This is a genomic window from Ezakiella massiliensis, assembly GCF_059862345.1.
This window is the reverse complement of sequence record NZ_JCBCEO010000003.1, coordinates 82,009-106,004: the sequence shown is the minus strand read 5'-3', so window position 1 is coordinate 106,004 and position 23,996 is coordinate 82,009. Positions and strand designations below refer to the sequence as shown.

Genomic DNA, 23,996 nt, shown 5'->3' with positions numbered 1-23,996 from the left:
TAGAAAATCTAAGGGAGATTTGATTATTTTATTTTTCTTAATTTTCTATAATTATTTTTAGTGTTTCTTTAAATTCTTTTGTATTTGTTGCTTCTTCTAGTAGGATTTTTATTTCTTCATCTGTTAGTTCTTCTGAATTTTCTATAAGGCTTTCTAAGATTGCTCCTCTTGTTATTAGCCTATGAGTTCTTTCTTTTCTTCTTTTCACTATGTCTTGTTTTAATATCTTTTTTTCTTGATTTTTTAGTTGCCTTAATCTTTCTTCTGTATCGTCTATTTTATCTTTTATTTCTTTTGACTCTTGTCTTATTTGTTCTAGTTTTTTCATATATAACTCCTTTTTTGTAATAAAAAAAGACGATGAAGATATCATCTCTCCGTCTTATAATTTGTATCTTGAGTTGAATGTTTTGTTAAAAATATTCTATTATCATCTCATAAAATCTGATATAGAAAAAGTGCCTAAAATCATAGGCACTTTAAGAAAATTTGACTTAATATTTTTATTCATATATGAATAATTCATCTACAGTTGTTTCAAGAGCAAGAGCTAATTTAAAAGCAAGTTCAAGAGTTGGATCATACTTATTGTTTTCAATAGCATTAACAGTTTGTCTACTGACTCCGCATATATCAGCTAATTCTTGTTGAAGTAATCCTTTCTCTGTTCTAAATTCTTTGATGTGATTTTTCATTTCTCTTACCTGTATTTCCTCATGTTAATTAGGTATGAAATATTAAAAGCTATTGATATTATACCGACATAAAATATCGGGTTATCTTCAAAGCTTATACTTGAATTTTGTTCAAAGAAAATATTCCAAATTATATTTATAATTAAAAATATTATCCCTACTACTAATGCAGTTAATCCAGATTTTCTTACAATATATCCCTTTCTTTCATCTCCTTTTTTAATTAAGGTTACTATCATAATTAAGGTACATACTAGTGAAGCAACCAGAAATAACCATAGTAAACCTATACCAAACATTTGATTTGACTCAATAAATTTTATAAGATTCATACTGACCTCCTAATGTCAAATACTTTTGACATTAAATGATGACATTGTGTTTATATATGTAAAAGTCTTATATCATCATAGAAAGATTCACTTGTTTTCTTTCTTACAATAAAAAAACGACTAGATTTTTTATTTCTAATCGTTTTAAGTTCAAACCCAATGACTTTCTCTATTGCAAATTTTTTTATTTCTTTTTCTTGTTATTATATCTACTTCCACACCCTATGCCAAAAAGCATAGAACCGATTATCCATGCATACTCTGTTTTTCCTGTCTTATATGACATGTATATTGATAATATAAGTGTAATAAATGAGATTATTGCTAATATAAGCCATAAGTTCTTTTTGTTCATTTTATTCCTCCAAGATTTTTATCTTATCATTTCTAACTCCTAACTTTTGATATATTCATGATAAGGATACTACCAGTATTCATATATTTTTAACCATTCTTCATATTGCCAAAAATTCTCCTATTAGATCAACTCTAAATTTTCATGAAAAATTGACAGTTTGTTAAAGTTGTATAAACTTAAGTAAAAATCTATTACTTAGGAATGGACAAACAAAATTACAACCTTTTATCTGATTGTATTATTTAATTATAGAGAGTAAATCTCCTTAACCTTATCAACTAATGATTTTACCTTTCCTTCAGAAATAATTCCTTTAAAACTTTCATTATTCTCTATTGCATCTATATAAAAGCGAACAATCATATCGTCACTTCTATTTGGATTTGTAGATAATAATAAATTTTCATCAAGCCATTCTTCTATTTGATTAAAAAATTCATCGCCTCTTATCTTAAACGATTTTTCCTTACTCTCTATTAACAAATTGAGTAGTTTTTCCACATAATTACCAGCAAGTTTGAGATTATTATCGTCAATATAGTGCGTTGCCAAGGATAAATAGAAGTTTAAAACGATGGAAACATTTATCTGGGTAAGATTAAAAGTTTCTATTAAATCCTCCACTTTCTCTAATGTTTCAATCCAATCGTAATTATTCAAACTACTCTTCATCATAAGAAGGGTGATTAAATCGATTATGTTCTTATAAATCATTACTTGTAATTTTTGATCTACTTCATTTTCTTTCTTCGTTTTTAAATAAGCTGAAGCCACTAAACAATCTTTTGATATAGATAGCATGTCCGAAGATGGCAAAATATTTAATGCTTCTTCCGATTTTCCTAAACTAATTAAACAGGCTGCCCTCAAGCTCAATGATTGTTCTTTTTGTATAGGATCTTTAGAATGCTCGCACACTCTTCTTAGTATATTATTTGCGTATTCTAGATATTCTTCTTTTTTTACATCATCAGTTGTTAAATCACAATGGTTCAAAATAAACAAAGACATATAGTATAGTAGTTCAAAGCAAGAATAGTATTGTTTAATTTTAATTTTTATATCTTCTAGGATACTATCCATACCTGCATCCGAAACACGATCCTCTAAGTCTATATAAAATTTTTGTATTTGAGTTGGAGATAAGTCTGGGTCGTATCCTATTAATTCATCCACACTTATATTAAAGAAAGTGGCAAGTTTTGGTAGGAGTAAAATATCTGGATAGCTTTGACCTGTCTCCCATTTTGATACGGAAGCCTTTGTTACCATCATAAATTCTGCTAATTCTTCCTGAGTTATGCCTCTTTCTTTTCGCTTTTGAAGAATATTTTCTCCAATTTTTAGCATGATATTTTACCTCCTAACTGATTTGCTTTTTGTTTATTACAGCAATCGAAATTACTATACACAGTATAAGCAATATACTGCCCGTAATAATCGGTACATAATAGTCATAATATCCTATTCCTTTTATAAGGTTCACAGGCTTTCCTATCAATGCAATAGGCATGTATTTAACAATTTCATCTCGAATAGATAATATAAGTTGAATCACAATCCCAGCAGTCGTTAATATTAATGTACCTATAACATTTCCTGAAATCACTCCAGCTAATATCTCTAACGATATTAAAAATAATCCAAATATAAAAGGAAGCAAGGCTGCCATAAGTATATTTCTAATAGGAAATGAAATCCCGAAAAAGTACTTTGTGTAGAAATAAGTTAGTATAAATGAGCAAAAGTAAGCTAAAAACCACAAAATAAAATTATAAAAAATCTTTGATAGCACAACTTGATACCTTGGAAGTCCCTTAGATAACAAATTAATCAATGTTCCCTTTTGGAATTCATTAGCCATTTGAGTACTTAATATAATGGCTAATCCAAACATACCTATTTGACTAATGTTTTTAAAGAATTGTGTCCAAGAGTCAATTTCTGATGGTGGTGCTACGTTAATATCTATGTTTCCTGTAGCTATGGATTGAAGTATCATGGGAGTTAATTTCGCTGTCAAAGGACTTATTAACCCGATAAACAAAAATAAGATAAAGGTAGAAATCATTTTTTTAGTTCTTGCACCTTCAATAGCTTCTTTCTTTAATAAAGATAAAAATATCCTCATGCTTTCGTTACCTCCATAAAAATATTTTCTAATGTAGGCTCTTCTATTTTTATTTCTAGAGGAAATATGTTTAACTTATATAACTCATATAAAATATCAATATCTTTCAACTGATTTTCTTCGTCTGTTAAGTTTAGAGTATCTCCTTTTTCATTAGTTACCAAATTTGAAAATTTATCTAGTGACTTAAATACCTTTAGTTCTTCATTCGACTTAAACCTAATCTTAATTATGTTTTTCCTCTTTATATTTTTTAATTCATCTATTGAACCTTCTAGTACATTTTTCCCTTTATCAAGCACCACAACATGATCACAGATTGCTTCAACATCCGATAAAATATGTGTGGAAAAAATGACAGTAGTAGAGTCTTTTATTTTTAATATTATGTCTAGTATCTCTTTTCTTCCGAGTGGATCAAGAGCAGAAGTCGGTTCATCACACATTAATAGTTTTGGGCTATTTAACAACGCTTGGGCAATACCCAAGCGTTGTTTCATACCTCTAGAATAGCCGCTAATTCTTTTATTTACATCTCTTAATCCCACCAATTCTAAAAGTTCTTCGCTCTTGTTCTTAATTTCATTTTTGCTAAGACCAGTTATATACCCACATAAATTGAGATATTCTTTAGCAGTCATATAACCATAAAATTCAGGGACATCTGGAAGATACCCGATAAATCGATTGGTTTTTGACTGACCAAAGCTTACTCTTTCCCCAAAGACTTCAATGGAACCTTCATCAATTTTCAAAAATCCTAAAATCATTTTCATTGTTGTAGTTTTTCCAGCACCATTTTTGCCTAAAAAACCAAAGATTGTGTTTTCAGGAATCGACATGGACAATCCATTAATAATCGTATTTTTCCCAAAGGATTTATGAAGATTTTCGATTTTTAGTGCTTCCATTATTCGTCCTCCCTACCTATTGTTAAGTATAAGATAGGTCCAATAATTTGAATAAAAACAACTATTAAAATCCACATAGTTCTGCTTCCAAATTTATATCTATCGTGTTTTAAAACATGTCTTAAGGAATAAATCATAAGTCCAATTTCTAATATAATAATAGGTATAAGTATCGGCAAATATTCTCTAATAACATCCATTTTAAACCCTCCTTTATTTGTGTACATCTTATCATTTTACTTAATCAACTGTCAAGAAACTATCAGTAAACTTATTCTATTTTTATCAACTACAAGTAAACTTATCTTAAGTATTTATTGTTAGATATCATAAGATTATTAAATACCCCTCAATAATATAAAATTTGTCTAATTTTTGAAAAATCATTCAATATATTCCTTAAATTAAAAAATGTTTTATAAGAGTTTTAATAGAACCCTATAAAACATTGATTCCAATACTTTTATAGTCTGTTATCTTATTATCTATACATCAATACTACAATCTCCACATATAACATCATTATACAATCTATTTATATTACAAAAAATAAAGGCAGTCCGAAGACTGCCGGTATTTATCTCTCTGTACCTTTGCTATGTTCTTTCTTATTTGACTTAGCTTTGTTATCTGCCTTAAAGCTTTTTATTTGCCCTAATATGGACTTCTTATCTTTATCATCATACACTCCAAATTTTGAGTATAAAAAAGACGATAGAGTTTTTAATTTCTATCGCCTGAGATTATCTAATATTTATTTTTCTTTAAATTAATTTTAACTTTACCTTATCTCTATTTGTTAAATACTCTTCCACATCAAACAAGTTTTTCTTATCATGATCTTCCAACAGCTTATAATTCTTATGTTTTGTAATATCAAATTTATCAGACAAGAAATGTCTTACTACTCTTAGATAAAAATATACCAATTTTAATAATCTCCGTCTAAGTAATCCTCAAGTTGATATTCTTTCCCATCAACTTCTATAAACCATGTGCTATAAGCATCTATATTTAAAGGATTGTCATCAACAACATGAGTTTTATAATACTCTGTATATATACTATACACGAGATTCTTTCTTGTGTCATTCTTATCTATTTTTCCATTATAAAAAGATATATATACAGTAGATACTTTTGTATCTTTTTCCCAATATTTGCTTGCAATTTCATCCATGTGATTGGTATTTATGAATGGTTTTAATTTATCTATTACTTTTTTTACATCATTAATTTTAAAATTTTCAGATGTAACAAAATTAATATATAAGGATGGTCTTAAAAATTTTATTTGAATCTCACCTATTTTTTTATTTGATGACATCTCTTCTTTAAACAAATGAAACTCTTCACTTTTAACATTTTTTTCTTTAGAACAAGAAGTTATAAATATCAACCCTATCATTAAAGTCACTATTATTAAATTTTTCCTGTTTTTATTTTTCATTTAACCTAACTCCATCATTTACCATATAGGTGACCTCCTTTCCGGGAAAAATAAAAAAGCGACCCAGACTTTTACATCTGAACAGTTAAAATTTTAATTCTATAGTTTTTTATTATTTTTAATTTTATTACTGTTATGACGTACTTTATAAATTATGTGTCGCAAACTATTGTTTGCTTTTTAATGCCTTATTGATGGTTTCTTGAATAAAAGGACTACAGCATTTACCCAAAGGATTGTTAATTTCGCACTTTGCATTTTTCATTGCCCCTGTAAGTCTAATAATATCTTTAATATTCTTTGCACCATCATATAAAACAGCGTTTATAATTTGTTGCTCTGTAACTTGGTTGCAATAGCATATATATTTGGGATTTGCATCCTTTTTAAACCATATAGGAACTTTTACATCTTCCTTATAAAAAACTCTTTCATTGTTTAAGTTATAATACACGACATCACAATCTTCATTCATACATAAATAGTAAGTTTCTTCATCTACAACCTTTCCCATAAGGTTTTCTGATACCATATGCTTTACAGTTATATTCTTAACCTTTTCTCCTATTTTGTGACATTTGGGGCAATTTGCTTTTTCTTCCACTGTACCAGTGGTTTTTTGTATTGAACCTCAGCAAGATTGATTTATCTTATTTTCTTGACTCACTTTATTTCCTCCTTTCTAAATAAATATTATTTCTATAGTTAATCAGGATATCTAATACCTCTTCCAATGTATCTACAATATATTCTCCCTGTCGGTATCTCCTTTTCTCTACTATAATTCGAACTTGGTCCTTAGATTCAACCACATCTATTATTCTTTTAGGATATTGAACCCATTTCCCTATCTCCTGATATTCTTGATTCATAATAATAAATGTTGGTGTAATAACTTTTTCATTAGGCATAAACTTACTGTAACTATCTGTATCTATTACTTTAAGTTTTATATTTTCATTGTTTTTTTCTAACCAATGAACTACAGGAATATTAATTATAGAATCAATACACCAGTTTTCTCCAATCGCAAGTATATTAAATTTGCTTGTTATACTACTAACCTTTTCAGTTCCATTTTGTATACCTCAATAATTCTGGCATTTTTTATAGCTCAGACAAACTGATCATGGTAGGTTCACCTTTAGGGACTGAGATTCCTTGCGGAATGTCGTCGTTGACCGTCAATTCTTTGCGAAATGGACGATGAGATACGTCAATCTTTTGGGCTTCTGACGTATAAGTGCAATCGTCATACTACATCCGAACAAGCGGTGTATTATTCCTAATTTAGAGTAAGTATATCACAAAACTCACTATATTAGAAGTGCCGAAAAAGTATCATCCATTTGAATCATCTGTAAAAGGCATAGAAATTCCCCATTTCCTCAGCCTAATTTTAACCGATATTTATTTCAAAATAGGTAGCAAAAACTTCAAAAGTGCCAAACCTAAAAATACAGTTATTAACGCAATCGCTGGGGAAATTATCTTATTTGGAAAATTCATTTTATTCAACAAGTGAATATCCAAAGAAAACACAAGCAAAAACAATATAAATGTAACTATATATAATGGATTGTGGAGAATAAAGAATTTATATACAACATATTCAATACAGAAAAAAACAAATATTGAAATTAAGCATAAAAAAAGTAAATGTATGATTTTCTTCATGTTTCCTCCTCGATGATTTTCAAAAATTAGGGCACCAACATTTTTGCTGTTGCCCCATTTTTTTACTTTATGATTTTAAAGTTTAGTATATATAAAGAATTAAATTTTTCTTGTTCGTACTTATGATATCTTGTTTAACCACAAAGAATTCTACATTATATTTATGAGCTGCTTCCTCTACTTCCTCTTTCATATTTTCATGATCCATTCTAGGCTGATAAATAATTGTAGTATTTAGTAAATTATTGGCAGAATTATTAAGATTGGTTTAAAGTATAAAATGTTTTCCTTCTTTAATAATTATAACATAAATAGGTTTATTATAAAAATTAAACTGGGATTCATAACAAACCCCAGTTTCATAATTAGCGTGTTCTTTAATAGATTTTTGATCCTGCTGGGATATTTTCATCTAGCATGATTAGATTTGGAACATACTCAAATTAGTGGGCACAAAAATAGCAACATATTCCATAATTATAGACAAAGGAATAAAAATATATTATTATCATCTCCTAAAGTAGATATGAAAAAAGTGCCTAAAATTATAGGCACTTTAAGAAATTTGGCTCAATCTTTTTATTCATATACTCCACTTTTTTTGAAATTATATTGTTCGAATTAAATCTATAGTCGGTCTGTCTAAAATTCTCTTTAAAGAAAAATGATAGATGATTAGATTAATACCATAGACAACTAATGAAAATCCTAGGAAGCTTTTGTAGTCATAATATTTTATTAAAGTACTCATTCTTAAATCAGGGGCTACTAATGATATTACAAACATAAGGCCTAAGCTCACCATAATAGAAATTATAAAGGACTTTACCTGCTCTCCAATAAATTCTCTTTGATAAATACTCTTTAACTCATCCTCGTCCATCCCACAAGAGTAAAGACTTCCAATTTCTTTTTTTCTGCTCATGAGACTTAAATTAATGGATGAGTAACCATTGGTGATATTTAGTACAAAGATGATCGATGCTATTCCTATTACAATTTTTATTAGACTTTTCAAATCGTTATATCTATTTTTTTCGGTTTCCTCACCTGTTGTGATATTAAAGCGATCTTCAGGTGAAATTTGTTCTCTGATCATGGCTTCTACATATTCTTTTACATCTTTGGTATCAGAATCTTTTACCTTCATTTTTAATGTATAGGCATAGTTTTTGTATTTCTCATCACCTGCTTCTTCCATAAGTTTAAAATAAGTGTCAAAATCTGTATAAACTTTTACATCAAATGGTCTTGTTCTCGACTTATATTTTCCCAAATCTGTTATTGTCTTTGAAATTTTAATAGTCTTCTTATAATCATTTAAGTTAATATCTAAAGTCTGTGGGTTTTCGAAATAGGGAATCCTCTTTGCCTTGGCTATTGGAATAGAGGAATCTTCTTGAATTGTATTGTAGAGAATAAATTCACCCTTCTTTCCTCCAAGTTCTTTTAAGTCTTTTTCTTCCAAGGCGATGATAAATCCATCCATACCCTCTGTCTTATATTTTTTTATATTCTTTTTCGCTTCCTCGTCTAATCCAGCTGACTTTGCTTCTTTTGAGAATTCATTTGTATTTTCCACTTGAACATATTTATCTTTTGAAATATAAGACTTGTCGTTGGGGATTTTATCTACAATTTCTTTTAATATTTTTGGGACTTGGTTGTTTTCACTAAAATAATCAACAGAGAAATTATAGCCATCATCGTAAAACGAAAAATCTCTGTAGTAACTTGAGATACCTATGATGATTATAAACACTGAAATTATAATTATTCCTATTGCAGAAATATATCTCTGTGATTTTATTGATGCCAAGTTGTTGAGTTTTAATTCCTTCCAAAAATCTTTGGCTCTTTTCTTCTTTGATTTTGAAAAATCTATATTCCCTCTTATGCCGTCTATAATGTTTATTTTAGAAATCTTTTTCGCAGGGGATTTAATGGCCAGTGCCACAATAATAAAAGAAACCAAAAGTATTGCTAAACTTAATAAGGGATTAAATTTTACTCCTTCAAAGGCACTTACTCCTTCACCTTTTGTTATGTTTTTATACAAACAATACATAAAGAAAAATCCTGCAATATGTCCTAAAATTATTGGAATTACAGTTGTAACAAGCCCTTCCTTTAGGAGTAAGAGATAAATTTGTCCATTGGTAGATCCTATAGACTTGTAAATGGACAGCTCTCGAATCTTCCTTAGCCCCCAAACCCAAAAGATGTTTTTTATAAAAAACACAAAGATTGCCACACATCCAAGAACTGATAGCACAAGAACAGCTTGGCTAATTATGTTTTGTAAGGGTTCGTTTTCTACTCCATAATAATTTATAAGACTTTCGGAAAATTCTAAAGTAACATTTTTGTCCAAAGTCTGGTTGATTTCTTCTTGAATTTTATCTCTATTTTTGTAAGCTTCTTCAAATGAATGAAATTTTACAAAGGTTCTGAACGTAGGCATTTTATCTTGTAGCCCTAGAGCAAAACTTAGTTTACTGTACTTGTTGTAGACATCTCCATAAACACCGACTAAAGTAAAACTCTTAGTACCTTGGCTCTCAAATTTTTCTCTGCCGGTATTTGCACTTGTGGGACCTATCTCTTCGCCATCTAAAAGCCTTTTGCCTAAATCAAGTTCTACACGATCGCCTATTTTAAGTTTATTTTTCTTTACTAGGCTTTCAGATAGTACAATTTCGTCTTCCTTTTCAGCAAATCTGCCGCGGGTAAGTCTTGAATACTCTCTCATCTTATTGATTGCTTCGTCTTGGTAGTTTATAACGACTAAATCGTCAGCAAGTTTTCCATTATCAGGATTAAGAGACATTTTTCCGACCAAGTCTATGTCTTCAATGGATTTTAACTTTTCAACATCTTCATTTGAAAGTTCTTCTTTAATCTCTCCATGATAAAAGCTTGAAGCCATGTAATAACCATAGTTAGCTCTCAAACTTCTGTATCCATAATAAAAAACCACAGTAAAAAATAGACTTACAATAAATAATGAGATAAAAATAGGAAAATTCTTCTTATTCATTTCTTTCATCTCCTACAATTTTTCCATCGACTATTGTAATAATTCGATTTGCTTGTAAAGCTATTTCTTCGTCATGGGTGATTAGGATAATTGTCTGTTTTAAGCTTCTATTGAAATATTTAAAAATTTCTATAATTTCCTTAGAATTTTTCCTGTCCAAATTACCTGTTGGTTCATCCGCTAATATTATAGATGGATTATAGATAAGACTTCTCGCTATGGCAACTCTTTGTTGCTGACCTCCTGAAAGCTCACTTGGAAAAGAGTCAAGTTTACTTTCTATACCAAGTTTTTTTACTATATCTGAAAATTCATCTTGATTTATTTTTCTCTTATCAAGCTTTAAAGGAAGTTCAATATTGTGACGAACCGTTAAATTTGGAATCAAATTATAAAATTGATAAATTAGTCCGACTTTCCTTCTTCTAAAGTAGGCTAATTCTTTTGAGGAATACTTTGAGATGTCGTTACCATCTATATAAACCTTTCCATCATCTGGACTATCTACTCCTCCTATAATATGTAGGAGGGTTGATTTACCAGACCCACTTGGTCCAACAATGGCGACAAATTCGCCTCTTTCAATTTCAAGGTTAACACCGTCTAAGGCTATGACCTTAGAATTACCCTCGCCGTATTCTTTTCTTAAATTTTCTACTTTTAATATTTCCATACTTTCCTCCTTAATTTAAGGTAAGTATATAAAAGCAAAGTGATTTTTAGGTGACATTGTAGAATTTTATTTCAAATCTTGCTCCAACATCAATATTTGAAACAGAAATTTCTCCGTTGTTTTTTTCGACAATTGACTTCGCCATAGCAAGACCTATTCCAAAACCATTTGAGTCTGGAGTTTTATAAAAGCGTTTAAAGATTTTTTTCATATTCTCTTTTTCTATTCCTCCACCATTGTCTTCAATGATTAAGCTCGTATAGAGGGGATTTTTGTATGATGAAAGCACGATTTTATCACAAGTCGGTCTATTGTCAGCATTTTTTATAATATTAATCAGAGCTTCTGCCAGCCAATAAAAATCTCCACAAATACTATTTTCCTTTAAACTCTCCTCTATTTCTACATTTATAGATCTATTTAAATCCAAACTATCTAAAGCATAATCCACTAATTCATCTAAACGAATTTGTTCTTTTTTCATAAGATCTTTATTTGCATCAAGGCTTGATAGTTTAAGCAAAATATCTGATAGGGAGTTTAATCTGATTGTTTGCCTTTTTAAAATCTCTATATCTTCAATATCTGGAAAATCTATCCCCAAATTTTCTATGGAAAAAAGCATAGATGTGATGGGAGTTTTAATTTGATGGGCGATATCTTCTAGGTATTCTATTTGCTTTTCACTATTTTTATTACTTGTCTCTTTTGCTTCGACTATTTCTATAAAAAGTTTGTAAATCTTATCTTCTAAAATCGAAAAATCGTCTTGCTTCATAGGAATTTTGTAGTCCTGATTTTTCATATTTTCTATCAGAACTATAAGCTCATTTATTCTATTTCTCTTTCTTTTTTCTAAAAAATAATAAAGAAGTCCCAGACTTATTATCCATAATACATATATCATTTAATCCATCCTATATCCGATTCCTCTGACAGTAGTAATAACTTCTCTATCAATTTTTTCTCTTATTCTCTTAATAGTTGATGTGAGAGTATTGTCATTTACAAACTTATCCCTATCTTCCCAAAACATTTCTAACAGCTGGCCTCTTGTATAAACTCGGTGAGGATTTTTAATAAATAAGACTAGGATTTCATATTCTAGCGAAGTTAAATCTACTAGATTTCCCTTAAAATAAACTTTTGACTGATTAAAATCTATTTTTATATCCTTATAATTGATTGTTTTGTCTTGACTTAGAGCTATTGTCCTTAAAACTGCATCAATTCTCGCCCTTAATATTGCAAGGGAAAATGGTTTAGTTAAGTAATCATCTGCACCTTGATCAAGGGCTTTAACTATAAAATCTTCATCATTTTTAACAGTAGTAACTATAATTCTAATATCTTTATCTTTTAATTTTTCAATTAAATACTGACCGTCTTTATCTGGTAGATTTATGTCTAATAGCGCCACGTCCATGTCTACATTCATCTTATAGGTCGCTTCATAAAAAGATGATGCAATCTCTACCTCATAGCCATTATTAACTAAATACTTTTCCATTTGTAAAGCAATTTCTTTATTATCCTCTATAATCAAAATACTCTTCATTCTAACCCTCTCATACATTAACCTTTGAAATCTATTGAAAAAATTTCTTTCAAACATAATAGCTATACTATGTCTGGCACTTATGACCGCAACATAAAAACCTGCCCTGCTTAGATCAGTTAATTTATTTCAATGTAGAGTCACTAACGTTTTTTATCAATTTTCAATCTTCATTATAAAAATTAAACTGGGATTCATAACAAACCCCAGTTTTATAATTAGCGTGTTCTTTAATAAATTTTTGATCCTGCTGGGATATTTTCATCTAGCATGATCAAATTTAATTTTTCTTCTCCATCGTAGTCACAGACTGCTGATAATAGCATGCCGCATGATTCTACGCCCATCATTTTTCTTGGTGGGAGGTTTGTAATTGCAAGAAGGGTCTTGCCCACAAGTTCGTCGGCGGAGTAGAAGTTTTTGATGCCTGATAGGATTGTCCTGTCAGTGCCTGATCCATCATCAAGGGTAAATTGCAATAATTTATTGGACTTTGGAACTTCTTCGCAAGCCTTGACCTTTACAACTCTGAAATCTGATTCAGAGAATTTTTCAAAGTCAACCATATCTTCAAAGAGTGGTTCGACTTTTACTTTTGATAGGTCGAGTTTTTCTGCCTTGATGGCTTCTGTGCTTGCCTTTTCTAAGCCTATTGGCTTCATTGTTGGGAAAATCCCCTCTACTTTAGATAATTGTCTAAATCTCTATAAAAGTCTATTTTATGGTACTTTTCCATTTACGACAATTTGCTAACTCTCTATAAGTGCCTATAGATTTCTAGCAAATTGTCGTAAATTTGTCGTAAGCTGTCGTAAATTCTAAAATATAAATTTCATCGCTTTTTCAAATTCTCCCATCTGTTCTATCTTAAAATCTTCTGTTGCATCTACATATATATCCATTGTTGTACTAATATCAGAATGACCTAGAATAGACTGCATTGCTTTTGTATTTATATTTTGTTCATTAAGCCTTGTAGTAAAGGTGTGTCTGAAAATGTGATTGCTTAAATGTGGAACTAATAGAATATCATTAGAGCTCGATTTATTTTTATCCATTATACTTAAATTGCAATCTCTAACAATTCTTCTTAAAGCTTTATTAAGTGTTCCATTATTGTGAACCTTTCCGAATCTGTTTAAAAATACAAAGTCTTTAAATCCATCGATTGAATCACAACATTCGATTCCAAAAGTCTTTTGTAACTCTCTTTCCATAAGAAAAGCATCTTTTACTTTTTGAACCATAGGAATACTTCGCTTACCTGATGCTGTCTTCGGTGTATTAATAGCATATCTATTGTTTAATCCTTTACCTTTACTATAATATACCAAAGTCCTATTTACATTTATAAGACCATTATCAAAATCTAGATCGTCCCATTGCAATCCTGTAACTTCTCCAACTCTCATTCCTGTCCAAAGCATAACAATGAATATTGGATACCATTTTTTATATTCATCACTATTAGATAAATATTCTTCAAATAGCACTTGTTCTTCTATTGTCATGGCTTTTTTCTTCAGAGATTCATTTCGATAAGCTACTTTCAATTCCTTCAAAGCATTGTCAGATGGATTAAATCTTATATATTCGTCATCCACTGCTAATTCTAAAACCTGATGTAAGACAGTATGAACACAATCTATGGTAGAAACCATCAATCCCTGATCTTCCTTTAATCTGTTATAAAAACTTCTAACATCAGATCTTTTAATATCAGATAGTTTAATGCGACCAAAAGTCGGTTCGACAAATTGTTGATACATATAGATGTAATTTTTAAAGGTATTATCTTTTAAACCTCTTTTTACCTTTGTCCATAGCTTAAAAGTATCATTTACAGATAAGCTACTTCCTTCGTTGTTGATTCCATCTATAGTATTGCGTAAAATATCTAATTCCTTTTCTCTTAATTCTTTTAGAGTTTTCGCATAGATAGATTTTCTACGACCTATTTTGTCTTGCCACTTAAATTCATAAGTGCCATTTGATCTTTGATATTCACCGTCTTTTAAAACAACCCCTTTACTATCTTTGCGTCTTTTCACCATAAAAATTCTCCTTTTTTGATAAAAGACACGCTATAATTATTATACCACATTAAGCGTGTTTTATATATAGTTTTAGATTAAATAGAGAACTGTCTATTTAAATATTCTTCCATTAACTTTTTCTTAATAAGACGCTTACTACCATTAAATAATACAAAATCGCAATCATTTTCATCCGTTAATTGTCTAACTTTATCTTGACCAATATTAAAATATTCAGATGCTTCTTTTAATGTTAGAAATGCTTTCTCAGAAACACGAACACCTTTTATATTTTCGTTAATCATAAATCCTCCAAATAATATATTTAAAATATTTATTTTTATATTTTTAAAGTTTTTTGACATTGACAAGTGCCTTGGATTAGCAACATAGGAATCTCACCTCCGCCTCTGTTCAGGATGAGCCGGCTTCAACCTTAGATGTATCATTATCCTCATTTTCTTCAAAGCGAATAGGGTATCCCTCCCTATATTCAAACTCTTACTTATCGCTCCCTTTCTTCTTCCCTTGCTTTTAGCTTAGCAGTACTTGTTTTGCCGAATTATTCAGCAGAAAGATCTTGGCGGATAGGTTATTACGCTCCAAAAATGATTAATGTCTTGTCTTGGTCTATTCAATTGTTAAGGTTCAAATATTGTTTAGATTTCTTTTTAAAATAGAAAGAGGACAAAATCCCCCTCACTTTATAAAGGAAAATTTGCCCTCTTTGGTAACCAGAAATTATATTTCTTCTATAAATTTCTTTAGTTTTTCTAAAATCTTATCTCGCCTTTTTATTAAAGCAGGATGTGATATATTTTGAGTCTTTGCTACTGAACGAAGTGTTTCATCATTGAAATATAATCTTTCAATGATTTCCCGTTCATCCTTATTTAACTTTGACATAGCATTACTTAGTGCTTCAATCATAATTTGTGTAGCTACAACTTTTTCTACATCAACATTTTTATCTTCTAGATTGTCTTCAAAATTCCCGTCATGCTTTAGGGATGAAAAAAAGAGCAAGTGGTTTTTCTTGTCCACTCGCTCTAAATACTTCTCGTGTTCACGTTCTCGCCAGTAGACTTTATAAATATCTTCACTGACTTTTACCTTTTCTCCTCTGACATAAAGGTAATATTCTCTTGCCATAATGTTTCCTCCATTCTTTTTTTGTCTGCGTTTTCAGGCAAAAAAAGGAGGACTCCTGCATCTTGGCATGAGAAGTCCTCTAAAACGAAAGAAACTTGTTCTTCCTTTAATTATATTTAATTGTTTAGACAAGCATATGGAAAGATAAATAGCTATAAAGCTTATAGGAAAAAGGACTATTCTTATTGTGGTTTATTCTTTCAAATAAATATATAGACTTTTCCATTTCTATCCCTCCATTTTATAGCTAACTATTTCCCATAAATAAAATCCTTCTAATGCTTCAAATTCTAAACACCTGATAAGAAATTTTATGCTTGAACTTTTTCTTGTCCCATTTTATTCAACTCGCCAATCATCATAAATATTCCAACAACAATCATAATGAAATCTACAAGTGGCTGTGTGAACCAAACAGCTTTTATTCTAAATACCATTGGCAAAAAGATCATTGCAGGAACAAATAAGAATAACTGTCTAAGCATAACAATAGTTCCGGCTTTCTTTCCGTTTCCGATTGATTGGAAGAAAGTAACAGTCATAACCATTACTCCATACAAGATAAAAACGGAATAGAACAATCTAAAATTTCCAACCCCTTGTGCAATGATGTTTGCTTCTACACCAAATAGCGAAAGTATCTGACTTGACAGCAATAGGGATGGAACCCAAAAGATTCCTGCAAGAACTAAACCGCCAATAGAAAAGACCTTCATAGCTTCTCTTACTCTGTCATATTGCTTTGCTCCAAAGTTTGTTCCAACAACAGGTTGCAATCCTTGACTCATTCCCCAAAGAGGAATAAATGAAAAGGCATATACACGAAGTGATGCCGCCATCAAAATTCCATTGGTATCTCCGCCATACTTAAATGCCATTTTATAAAGCATGGTCTGCTGTATCATAAACAGAAGTTGCATCATCATAGCTGATGATCCTACCCCAAACATTTCTTTTTTTATCTCCGGATCAGACTTTATCTTATGGATTTTAACAACTTTACTCTTCTTCAAGAAATAATGTAGTGTTGCCACTGCCTGAACAAATTGTGCTGTGATGGTTGCAAGGGCAGCACCTTCAATCGCATATTCACCCATAACAGTCATTAAGATAGGGTCAAGAATAATATTCAGTAATGCCCCAAATCCCATAATCGTCATAGCTTTTTTCATCAGTCCTTCACCACGCATAACCATGTTTGCGGACTGTGTGAAGTTTACAAATAGAGAGCCTATAAAAATCACTCTAAGGTATCTAATACCATAGGCTTTGATTTCACCCGTTGCACCGACCATATCTAAAAAATGTGGAGCAAGAAGTATTCCTCCAACCGTAATAATTACAGAGAAGAAAATCACCCAATAGATTAGGTTGCCCATAATTTTATCTACGGTTTTCTGATCTCCTTTTCCTATCGCTCTGGAGAGAACGGATGCCGAACCAACACCAAGAAGCGTAGATACACCGCTATTAAAGAATGTAAGCGGCATTGCGACACCACAGGCTGTCATTGCTGTTTGCCCTATGATTTTTCCAGCAAATATTCCATCCATTAACGGATATAAGCCGATAACAATCATTCCGATAACAGCCGGTATAGATAATTGAAATAACAAGTCTATTGGTCTTTTTGTTAATAATTGTTCTTTCATATCTTGTTTCATCGTCTTCTCCTCTCTTAGACCAATTTTATATAATTTTAAGTCCTTTATTTTTTTCTTGCAGTTGTACCATATTTTTATAGATTCCATCTAAAGTCATTAAATCACTGTGAATTCCTTGTTCTGCAATATTCCCATCTTTTATTACAATAATATTATCAGCCTCTTTGATTGTGCCTAATCTATGGGCAATCACAAGCAATGTCTTGTTTTTTACCAATTCACTGATTGCTTCCTGTATATAGCTTTCATTGTCCACATCAACACTTGCTGTTGCCTCGTCAAGAATTACAATAGGAGCATCTTTTAATATGCAGCGAGCAATAGAAATTCTTTGTTTTTCACCACCGGATAGAGTTGCTCCTCCTTCTCCAATCATTGTGTCAAATCCATCAGGAAGTGCCATAATGAAGTCATAGCATCTTGCTTTTTTTGCGGCTTCTATAACTTCTTCTTTCGTCGCATTTTCTTTCCCCATGGCAATATTATTAAAAATCGTATCTTGGAATAAATACACTCTTTGGAAAACCATACTAATTTCCGACATCAATTCAGATAGTGAAACATCCTTTATATTCACTCCTCTAATCAAAATTTCACCGGAGTCTACATCCCAAAATCTCGCTAAAAGGTTGGCTACTGTAGATTTTCCTCCACCAGATGGTCCAACTAAAGCTGTCATTGTATTCTTTTTCATTTCAAAATTCATATCATGCAAAACCTCTTTTTCTCCATAAGAAAATTTCACATGATTAAAACTAATTTCCGGCTCACCAAACCTAGCCTTTAAGATATGTTTTTTACCTGTATCCTGTAGTTCTGTTTCGTTTAATAATTCTTCAATACGATCTAAAGCAGCATTCATAACTGTTAGCCTACTTGCTTCTCCATAAAGAGTTTTTAATGGACTAAATAAGTCAAATACAAATAGTATCAGTCCTAACACATAAGGAAGTTTCAACATTCCTTGTAAATGAAGATACAAAGCAAGTGCCAAAATAAATGTAATTCCGATACCATAAATGATGTTCAATCCGCTTGTCCAAGGTGTCATCTTCTTTTCAAACTTTATAGAAGTGTCTCTTGATGAAGCAAAGCTGTCTGTAAGAGCCTTTGAATTGTCTCCTAAAAGGTTATAGCTTTTGATTACACTAATTCCTTCTGCAAATGACAAAACTGCATCTGTTAGCTTCTCTCCTTGCTCTTGCCTGATAACAGCTTCAGATAAAGACATTTTATTCATTCTGCTTGCAAGTAATGTTGCTATTAGAGTTACACACACAGACACAAGACCTATTCTATAATCCAAAACAAACATGAATATAGTAAGCACAACGGTTGAAAGCACATAACTCATCATATTAGCTATGGTACTCATGGATACTTCCTCAATGAATGCCATATCTGAACTTAAAACAGAATTGATTTTTCCTAAATTTCCTGATGTGAAATATCCCATAGGAAGTTTTCTAAGGTGATTTCCAAGCTCCATCCTTTTGTCTGCAAAAATCAGAAAGCCGGCTGCACTTTGCAATTTATCGCTTAAGAAATGAACCACCGCTTGTAATAAAACCACTAAAACAAGTCCTATTCCTACATATAGAAAAGTTTTGGAGGTATTCGTTTTTTCATAAAATCCTATCAAAACGGTAAATGCAATAAATATAGGCATTTTACTTAATATGGATTCAACAAAGGCAAAAACAAATGCCCCTTTAATTCTATTTTTATACTTTCCTGACAAGTTTAAAATTCTTGATATTAGCTTAAACATTCATTTCACCTGCCTTTCTATCAATTTTCCATTCCTTACTAAATATTGTCGCATTCCATAATTTACGATACTCTGCTGATGATTCTAACAAGTCCTTATGTTTTCCATTTGCAACTAAACGACCATGATTCATTACCAATATTTGGTCTGCATCTACAATTGCCGGAAGTTTATGAGCAATTACAATCAATGTTTTACCTTTTACAAGTTCAGCAATCGCAGCTTCCATCTTTTCTTCATTTTCAGGATCTGCATAGGCTGTTGCCTCATCAAGTACAACAATCGGTGCATTTTTTAAGATAGCTCTTGCAAGGGATATTCTTTGTCTCTCTCCACCTGATAACATCTTTCCTGCCTCGCCAGCCAAAGAGTAAATACCATTTGGGAGCTTATCTAAAAATTCCATACACTGAGCTTTCTTTGCAGCTTCTATCACTTCTTCATCGGTAGCTGACAAATTTCCGATACGAATATTTTCTAAGAGTGAAGTATTAAATAAATATTGGTCTTGAGATACATAAGAAATCTCTTTATTCAGTGCCTTAAGACTCATATCCTGTAAATTTTGTCCTCCAATGCTAATGCTTCCCTCTAAAACATCATAGTAATGAATTAAGAGTTTCGCTAAAGTGCTTTTACCTGAGCCTGATTCTCCAACAATGGCTGTCTTTTCTCCAACTTTTGCTGTAAAGCTCACATTATGAATCACATTTTTAATGTATGTTTCAGGTTGTCCATTTTCTCCCATCTTGCTTAGTTGATAACCAAATGTAACATTGTCATAGGAAATAGTATGATCTATACCTTTAAACCTGTTTTCACCTTGTTTTAATGGTTCTATATTTAAAGCATCTTCCAATGCAGATATTTTATAATTAAGCTGTGGCATTGTTGGTAAAAATCCCAAAGCCTTTAAGAGTGGTAAGCCAATACTCAAAGATAGGCATAATACCAATATCAAATCAGAAAGACTAACATAGCCCATGTAAGCAAAGTAACCGCCAAGCGGCAATGTTAATATAATCGTGCATGGGAGCAAGGCACTATACAATGCCATCCATGGCCATGCAGTCTTATACCAAGCGAGTGCATAATCTCTATAATCTCCAACATCTTTAGAAAATCTTTGATAAGATTCCGTTTGCTTGTTAAACACTTTTACTACTTCCATACCATTCACATATTCAATAATGGTATTATTCATTTTTTCACTCGCCATATAATATGGTCCCATTTTTTTCATTCCCGCGGAATACATAATCATCATAGCGACAATGCTTAGTGGAATGGATGCCAAAGACATAAGTGCCAGTCTCCAGTCAACGAAAAACATTGCAATATATACCATTACAGGCACAATTAAATTGGCAATTCCTTCAGGCAATGAGTGTGCCAAAAGAACTTCCAAACTACCAATATCATCTACAAACATCTTTTTAATAGCACCTGTTCCCTTTTCTTCAATAGCTCCTAAGGGAAGATTCTCCATCTTTTTTTGTAGAGATGTTCTAAGTCCAAATAATGTGTTATATGCTGCCTTATGAGACATATTAAGAGCCAAACCACCTAATAATGCTTGCAAAACCAAACATATCAAAATACCGGCAAGCAAAATAACTAACCTTTTGAATTCCAAATTTTGTCCTAAAATCAAAGGATTTATAATCTGATAAGCAAATAGAAATGGCACAACTCCCATAATGACACTTAATAGCATAATAAAACTCGCTAAATGTATTGTTTTCTTATGCGAACCAGCATACTCAAAAACCTTATTTAACATCATTCTCCTCCTTAATCAAAGATTTTTTATTATCCATAAAATCCATAATGACTTGTTCATTTCCTTTTACAGATATTTTTTTATAATTTTCTCTGCCAATCATTAAAACAGAATGGCAAGTTTTGAATAGTAGTTCCAAGTCATGCGTAATAATTATAAATGGAACTTCCTCTGATTTTTCTGTAATTAAATCAGATATAATACTCATACTTCTATAATCAAGTCCAGAGGTCGGTTCATCTAAAACTATCAATTTTCGATTGGATAAAAACGAAGTAATAATCGCAAGTCTTTGTTTTTGACCACCAGACAATTTTTGTGGGTGGCTTACTTTCTTATGCCACAACTTTGTTTTCTTTAAGTAATCTCGTATTTCTTCTAAATCACTTTCCGTATTCTTTTCTTTACAAAATATCAGCTCATTTTCCACAGTGTCTAAAAAAATCTGAGCATCAACATCTTGCAAAACTAAATAAGAATTTTTCAATCGTTCCTTCTTGTTCTTTCCATAATTCACATCTAATCTTTTTTCTGAAAGCCCACACAAAGAATTTGCTAATGTTGTTTTCCCAATTCCATTAGAACCAATAATTCCCATGATTTCTTTTTCTTTAATGTCAAAAGTCAAATCTTTTATCAAAGTTCTTTTTCCTTGGTGAATATTTGCATTGTCGACTTTTATATAGCTTCTGGTTTTTAATGGCTCTTTTTCCGACACAAGTTCTTTTTCATTTAATGTTCTTAATTCCAGTTCTTTACACTTCCGGTTATCGAGTTCACCTTTTTTAAAAATATTTTCTACCGTTCCATCTTTCATATAGACAAGACGATCAAAAATATTTTTAAGGTAATACAATCTATGTTCAGCTATTACAATTGTCTTGCCAATCGCTTTTAACTTAACAAGTATGTTTTCAAATTTCCTTATACTGTCATAATCAAGGCTACTTGAAGGTTCATCGAAAAAGATAATGTCTGTATCATAAATAAGTGTTCCTGCTATCGCCACCTTTTGTCTTTCTCCACCAGACAATTCAAAGATAGATTTTTTTCTTATATGACCTATCTCCAGTAAATTTAATGCTTTATCTACCTTTTCTTTTAATAAGTTCCCATCTAACCCAAGATTTTCTCCTACCAAAGCAACTTCATCTTCAACCACATCGCAAAAGAACTGATCCTTGGGATTTTGAAATACATTTCCTATATATTTTGCAAGTTCACCTTTCTGATACGAAGATATTTCTTTTCCCAAAAGCTCAACATTACCTTCTAAATTTCCTTCGTAAAAATATGGAATGAGTCCATTTAGAAGTCTTAAAAATGTTGTTTTCCCACATCCTGAAAGACCTGTTAATACAACTATCTCTCCTTTTTTTACAGACAGTTTTAAGTCTTTTAGTACTAAGTCCTCTCCGTATGAAAATTTGCGTATATTTGCTTCTAAGATATTTTCCATACACTCACCAAAACCAAAATTATTCCAATCATTAACATTACAATATCGATAAAAGTAAATTTTACATCATGGAAACTTGTTTTTTTACCATCATATTCAATGCCTTTTGATATGATTGAACAAGTTAAGGTATCGCTTATATCTATGCACTTATACATAAGAGGAACAAAATATAATTCAAATGTTTTAATTGGTTTGAAAATACTTGCTTTAAATCCTCTAATTTTCATGCCATTGTTTATTTCCTTCATCCTAATAGAAATTTCCGGAATAAAACGAAAAAACAGTGTGATTCCTATACCTATTCCACCATCAATACCAATTTTTCTAAATGCAGCAATTAGATGCGAAGAACTATATGAAGACAGCACTTTTCCCAAAATGAAAAGTGGAGCAAATTTCAACACTATAAGTAGCATTGTATATATAGAACCAACCAAAACATTTCCTAAGTGGGGTTTCAGCAAATAAATAAGTCCCCATACTATAAGCAATGAACATATCGTTCTAAATGCCTTTCTTCTAGAAAATAAGAATAATAGTCCTAAGACAAAAATAAGGGAAAATAAATATTGTGATTGCTCTCCAACAGTTAGAATAACTGAAAATAGTAAAATCAACCCAACTATAGTAAGTGGGTTGATTTTATCTAATAGTTGGTATCCTTCTATATAGTTTTTTTCACCTTTACAAAACACTTTTTTTCTTCCTGTTGCTAAAGAATTTGTTGTAAATATATGTTCCAAAATTAGCACCAATAATTGATGCAACGATTGCGATCACTACGCAAATTGCAATGTTTTTAGGGGTGTAAAAATTATAAAGAAATGTTGCATAGTCTGTTGTAAACATCTTAGGGAATTGTTTTGTAAGACCTTCTACTCCAAATACGAATGTGAAATACATCGCATGAAGCGAATATATAAACATACCAGCACCAAAACCAAGTCCTACTTTCATATTATTGCCTGAGTAATTTTCCTTTTTACCAATCACAAGCTCTGCTAATATTCCTGCAATTGCACAAACTACTATTACAGGCCACATTCCCATAAGAGCATAGAACACGCCGAGTAATAAGAAATATAAGAATGCTGTTCCTCTTTGTGCGACTTGTTTACACATTATTACAAAAACTGGTGCGGCAATAATTGTTGCAAGTGCCGATGATAAATACAAACTCGGAATCATTCCAAAAGAACCTGTCAAAAATCCTAATCCCATCGTAAGAACAAATCCAATAACAGAAAATACTGCTATTTTTACAATACCTTTTAAATTCATTTTTCTCCTCCTTGAATACATA

At 31.0% G+C, this 23,996-nt stretch carries 24 protein-coding genes and 1 pseudogene; all 25 read right to left on the bottom strand.

The window, feature by feature from the left end; translation table 11 throughout:
* Positions 1-37 precede the first annotated feature (37 nt).
* The 25 genes and pseudogenes from AC6FXG_RS05410 to AC6FXG_RS05290 all read right to left on the bottom strand — a co-directional run bounded on the left by AC6FXG_RS05410 (position 38) and on the right by AC6FXG_RS05290 (position 23,974).
* Positions 38-328 (bottom strand): DUF3847 domain-containing protein, encoded by a 291-nt coding sequence (locus AC6FXG_RS05410; RefSeq protein ID WP_500571843.1) that lies wholly within the window; start codon positions 326-328, stop codon positions 38-40.
* Positions 329-503: 175 nt separating this feature from the next.
* Positions 504-695: a helix-turn-helix transcriptional regulator gene (locus AC6FXG_RS05405; protein WP_500571842.1), complete on the bottom strand. Its 192-nt coding sequence runs from the start codon at positions 693-695 to the stop codon at positions 504-506.
* 5 nt (positions 696-700) lie between these two features.
* Positions 701-1,027 (bottom strand): hypothetical protein, encoded by a 327-nt coding sequence (locus tag AC6FXG_RS05400; protein WP_500571841.1) that lies wholly within the window; start codon positions 1,025-1,027, stop codon positions 701-703.
* Positions 1,028-1,211: 184 nt separating this feature from the next.
* Complete coding sequence (locus AC6FXG_RS05395; protein WP_500571840.1) at positions 1,212-1,382, bottom strand: hypothetical protein; 171 nt, start codon at positions 1,380-1,382, stop codon at positions 1,212-1,214.
* Between the two features lie 249 nt (positions 1,383-1,631).
* Positions 1,632-2,735 carry a helix-turn-helix domain-containing protein gene (locus AC6FXG_RS05390; protein ID WP_500571839.1) on the bottom strand — a complete coding sequence of 368 codons (1,104 nt, stop codon included), beginning with the start codon at positions 2,733-2,735 and terminating at the stop codon, positions 1,632-1,634.
* A gap of 13 nt (positions 2,736-2,748) precedes the next feature.
* A complete protein-coding gene (locus AC6FXG_RS05385) occupies positions 2,749-3,516 on the bottom strand; it encodes an ABC transporter permease (RefSeq protein ID WP_500571838.1) in 768 nt (255 codons plus the stop codon).
* Positions 3,513-4,427: an ABC transporter ATP-binding protein gene (locus AC6FXG_RS05380; protein WP_500571837.1), complete on the bottom strand. Its 915-nt coding sequence runs from the start codon at positions 4,425-4,427 to the stop codon at positions 3,513-3,515. The genes AC6FXG_RS05385 and AC6FXG_RS05380 overlap by 4 nt, the downstream gene beginning before the upstream one ends.
* Entirely contained in the window at positions 4,427-4,627 is a 201-nt protein-coding gene (locus AC6FXG_RS05375) for a PLD nuclease N-terminal domain-containing protein (protein WP_500571836.1), read from the bottom strand. The genes AC6FXG_RS05380 and AC6FXG_RS05375 overlap by 1 nt, the downstream gene beginning before the upstream one ends.
* Before the next feature lie 731 nt (positions 4,628-5,358).
* Positions 5,359-5,877, bottom strand: coding sequence for a hypothetical protein (locus AC6FXG_RS05370; RefSeq protein WP_500571835.1), 519 nt, complete (start codon positions 5,875-5,877; stop codon positions 5,359-5,361).
* A 166-nt stretch (positions 5,878-6,043) separates the two neighbouring features.
* Positions 6,044-6,526 carry a Csac_0668 family 2Fe-2S cluster-binding (seleno)protein gene (locus AC6FXG_RS05365; protein ID WP_500571937.1) on the bottom strand — a complete coding sequence of 161 codons (483 nt, stop codon included), beginning with the start codon at positions 6,524-6,526 and terminating at the stop codon, positions 6,044-6,046.
* Between the two features lie 19 nt (positions 6,527-6,545).
* Entirely contained in the window at positions 6,546-6,962 is a 417-nt protein-coding gene (locus tag AC6FXG_RS05360) for a thioredoxin family protein (RefSeq protein ID WP_500571936.1), read from the bottom strand.
* Between the two features lie 1,199 nt (positions 6,963-8,161).
* Complete coding sequence (locus tag AC6FXG_RS05355) at positions 8,162-10,594, bottom strand: ABC transporter permease (RefSeq protein ID WP_500571834.1); 2,433 nt, start codon at positions 10,592-10,594, stop codon at positions 8,162-8,164.
* Positions 10,587-11,267, bottom strand: a complete 681-nt coding sequence (locus AC6FXG_RS05350) for an ABC transporter ATP-binding protein (protein ID WP_500571833.1) — start codon at positions 11,265-11,267, stop codon at positions 10,587-10,589. The genes AC6FXG_RS05355 and AC6FXG_RS05350 overlap by 8 nt, the downstream gene beginning before the upstream one ends.
* Before the next feature lie 46 nt (positions 11,268-11,313).
* Positions 11,314-12,174 (bottom strand): sensor histidine kinase, encoded by an 861-nt coding sequence (locus AC6FXG_RS05345; protein WP_500571832.1) that lies wholly within the window; start codon positions 12,172-12,174, stop codon positions 11,314-11,316.
* Complete coding sequence (locus tag AC6FXG_RS05340) at positions 12,175-12,825, bottom strand: response regulator transcription factor (protein ID WP_075574726.1); 651 nt, start codon at positions 12,823-12,825, stop codon at positions 12,175-12,177.
* 230 nt (positions 12,826-13,055) lie between these two features.
* Positions 13,056-13,499, bottom strand: a pseudogene (locus AC6FXG_RS05335) (lysine--tRNA ligase); the annotation flags it as partial.
* Between the two features lie 144 nt (positions 13,500-13,643).
* The gene (locus AC6FXG_RS05330; protein WP_237036047.1) at positions 13,644-14,879 is read right to left on the bottom strand and encodes a site-specific integrase; all 1,236 of its coding nucleotides are present in this window, start codon (positions 14,877-14,879) and stop codon (positions 13,644-13,646) included.
* 77 nt (positions 14,880-14,956) lie between these two features.
* A complete protein-coding gene (locus AC6FXG_RS05325; protein ID WP_009345237.1) occupies positions 14,957-15,166 on the bottom strand; it encodes an excisionase in 210 nt (69 codons plus the stop codon).
* Between the two features lie 436 nt (positions 15,167-15,602).
* Positions 15,603-16,013 carry a sigma-70 RNA polymerase sigma factor region 4 domain-containing protein gene (locus AC6FXG_RS05320; protein ID WP_117520747.1) on the bottom strand — a complete coding sequence of 137 codons (411 nt, stop codon included), beginning with the start codon at positions 16,011-16,013 and terminating at the stop codon, positions 15,603-15,605.
* A gap of 311 nt (positions 16,014-16,324) precedes the next feature.
* A complete protein-coding gene (locus tag AC6FXG_RS05315; protein ID WP_117521142.1) occupies positions 16,325-17,677 on the bottom strand; it encodes an MATE family efflux transporter in 1,353 nt (450 codons plus the stop codon).
* A gap of 25 nt (positions 17,678-17,702) precedes the next feature.
* Complete coding sequence (locus AC6FXG_RS05310; RefSeq protein ID WP_237036046.1) at positions 17,703-19,448, bottom strand: ABC transporter ATP-binding protein; 1,746 nt, start codon at positions 19,446-19,448, stop codon at positions 17,703-17,705.
* Complete coding sequence (locus AC6FXG_RS05305) at positions 19,441-21,231, bottom strand: ABC transporter ATP-binding protein (RefSeq protein ID WP_019192375.1); 1,791 nt, start codon at positions 21,229-21,231, stop codon at positions 19,441-19,443. Before AC6FXG_RS05305 ends, AC6FXG_RS05310 begins: the two co-directional genes overlap by 8 nt.
* Entirely contained in the window at positions 21,221-22,690 is a 1,470-nt protein-coding gene (locus tag AC6FXG_RS05300; RefSeq protein ID WP_316116567.1) for an ABC transporter ATP-binding protein, read from the bottom strand. The genes AC6FXG_RS05305 and AC6FXG_RS05300 overlap by 11 nt, the downstream gene beginning before the upstream one ends.
* Complete coding sequence (locus AC6FXG_RS05295) at positions 22,675-23,388, bottom strand: energy-coupling factor transporter transmembrane component T family protein (RefSeq protein ID WP_500571935.1); 714 nt, start codon at positions 23,386-23,388, stop codon at positions 22,675-22,677. The genes AC6FXG_RS05300 and AC6FXG_RS05295 overlap by 16 nt, the downstream gene beginning before the upstream one ends.
* Positions 23,378-23,974 carry an MptD family putative ECF transporter S component gene (locus AC6FXG_RS05290; protein WP_237036044.1) on the bottom strand — a complete coding sequence of 199 codons (597 nt, stop codon included), beginning with the start codon at positions 23,972-23,974 and terminating at the stop codon, positions 23,378-23,380. Before AC6FXG_RS05290 ends, AC6FXG_RS05295 begins: the two co-directional genes overlap by 11 nt.
* Positions 23,975-23,996 lie beyond the last annotated feature (22 nt).

Coding starts and splice junctions, on each gene's coding strand:
- AC6FXG_RS05370 (WP_500571835.1), bottom strand. CDS start 5,877: ATGAAAAATAAAAACAGGAAAAATTTAATAATAGTGACTTTAATGATA.
- AC6FXG_RS05320 (WP_117520747.1), bottom strand. CDS start 16,013: ATGGCAAGAGAATATTACCTTTATGTCAGAGGAGAAAAGGTAAAAGTC.
- AC6FXG_RS05305 (WP_019192375.1), bottom strand. CDS start 21,231: ATGTTAAATAAGGTTTTTGAGTATGCTGGTTCGCATAAGAAAACAATA.
- AC6FXG_RS05350 (WP_500571833.1), bottom strand. CDS start 11,267: ATGGAAATATTAAAAGTAGAAAATTTAAGAAAAGAATACGGCGAGGGT.
- AC6FXG_RS05340 (WP_075574726.1), bottom strand. CDS start 12,825: ATGAAGAGTATTTTGATTATAGAGGATAATAAAGAAATTGCTTTACAA.
- AC6FXG_RS05385 (WP_500571838.1), bottom strand. CDS start 3,516: ATGAGGATATTTTTATCTTTATTAAAGAAAGAAGCTATTGAAGGTGCA.
- AC6FXG_RS05300 (WP_316116567.1), bottom strand. CDS start 22,690: ATGGAAAATATCTTAGAAGCAAATATACGCAAATTTTCATACGGAGAG.
- AC6FXG_RS05380 (WP_500571837.1), bottom strand. CDS start 4,427: ATGGAAGCACTAAAAATCGAAAATCTTCATAAATCCTTTGGGAAAAAT.
- AC6FXG_RS05290 (WP_237036044.1), bottom strand. CDS start 23,974: ATGAATTTAAAAGGTATTGTAAAAATAGCAGTATTTTCTGTTATTGGA.
- AC6FXG_RS05390 (WP_500571839.1), bottom strand. CDS start 2,735: ATGCTAAAAATTGGAGAAAATATTCTTCAAAAGCGAAAAGAAAGAGGC.
- AC6FXG_RS05315 (WP_117521142.1), bottom strand. CDS start 17,677: ATGAAACAAGATATGAAAGAACAATTATTAACAAAAAGACCAATAGAC.
- AC6FXG_RS05345 (WP_500571832.1), bottom strand. CDS start 12,174: ATGATATATGTATTATGGATAATAAGTCTGGGACTTCTTTATTATTTT.
- AC6FXG_RS05325 (WP_009345237.1), bottom strand. CDS start 15,166: ATGATTAACGAAAATATAAAAGGTGTTCGTGTTTCTGAGAAAGCATTT.
- AC6FXG_RS05330 (WP_237036047.1), bottom strand. CDS start 14,879: ATGGTGAAAAGACGCAAAGATAGTAAAGGGGTTGTTTTAAAAGACGGT.
- AC6FXG_RS05310 (WP_237036046.1), bottom strand. CDS start 19,448: ATGTTTAAGCTAATATCAAGAATTTTAAACTTGTCAGGAAAGTATAAA.
- AC6FXG_RS05355 (WP_500571834.1), bottom strand. CDS start 10,594: ATGAATAAGAAGAATTTTCCTATTTTTATCTCATTATTTATTGTAAGT.
- AC6FXG_RS05395 (WP_500571840.1), bottom strand. CDS start 1,382: ATGAACAAAAAGAACTTATGGCTTATATTAGCAATAATCTCATTTATT.
- AC6FXG_RS05405 (WP_500571842.1), bottom strand. CDS start 695: ATGAAAAATCACATCAAAGAATTTAGAACAGAGAAAGGATTACTTCAA.
- AC6FXG_RS05410 (WP_500571843.1), bottom strand. CDS start 328: ATGAAAAAACTAGAACAAATAAGACAAGAGTCAAAAGAAATAAAAGAT.
- AC6FXG_RS05400 (WP_500571841.1), bottom strand. CDS start 1,027: ATGAATCTTATAAAATTTATTGAGTCAAATCAAATGTTTGGTATAGGT.
- AC6FXG_RS05375 (WP_500571836.1), bottom strand. CDS start 4,627: ATGGATGTTATTAGAGAATATTTGCCGATACTTATACCTATTATTATA.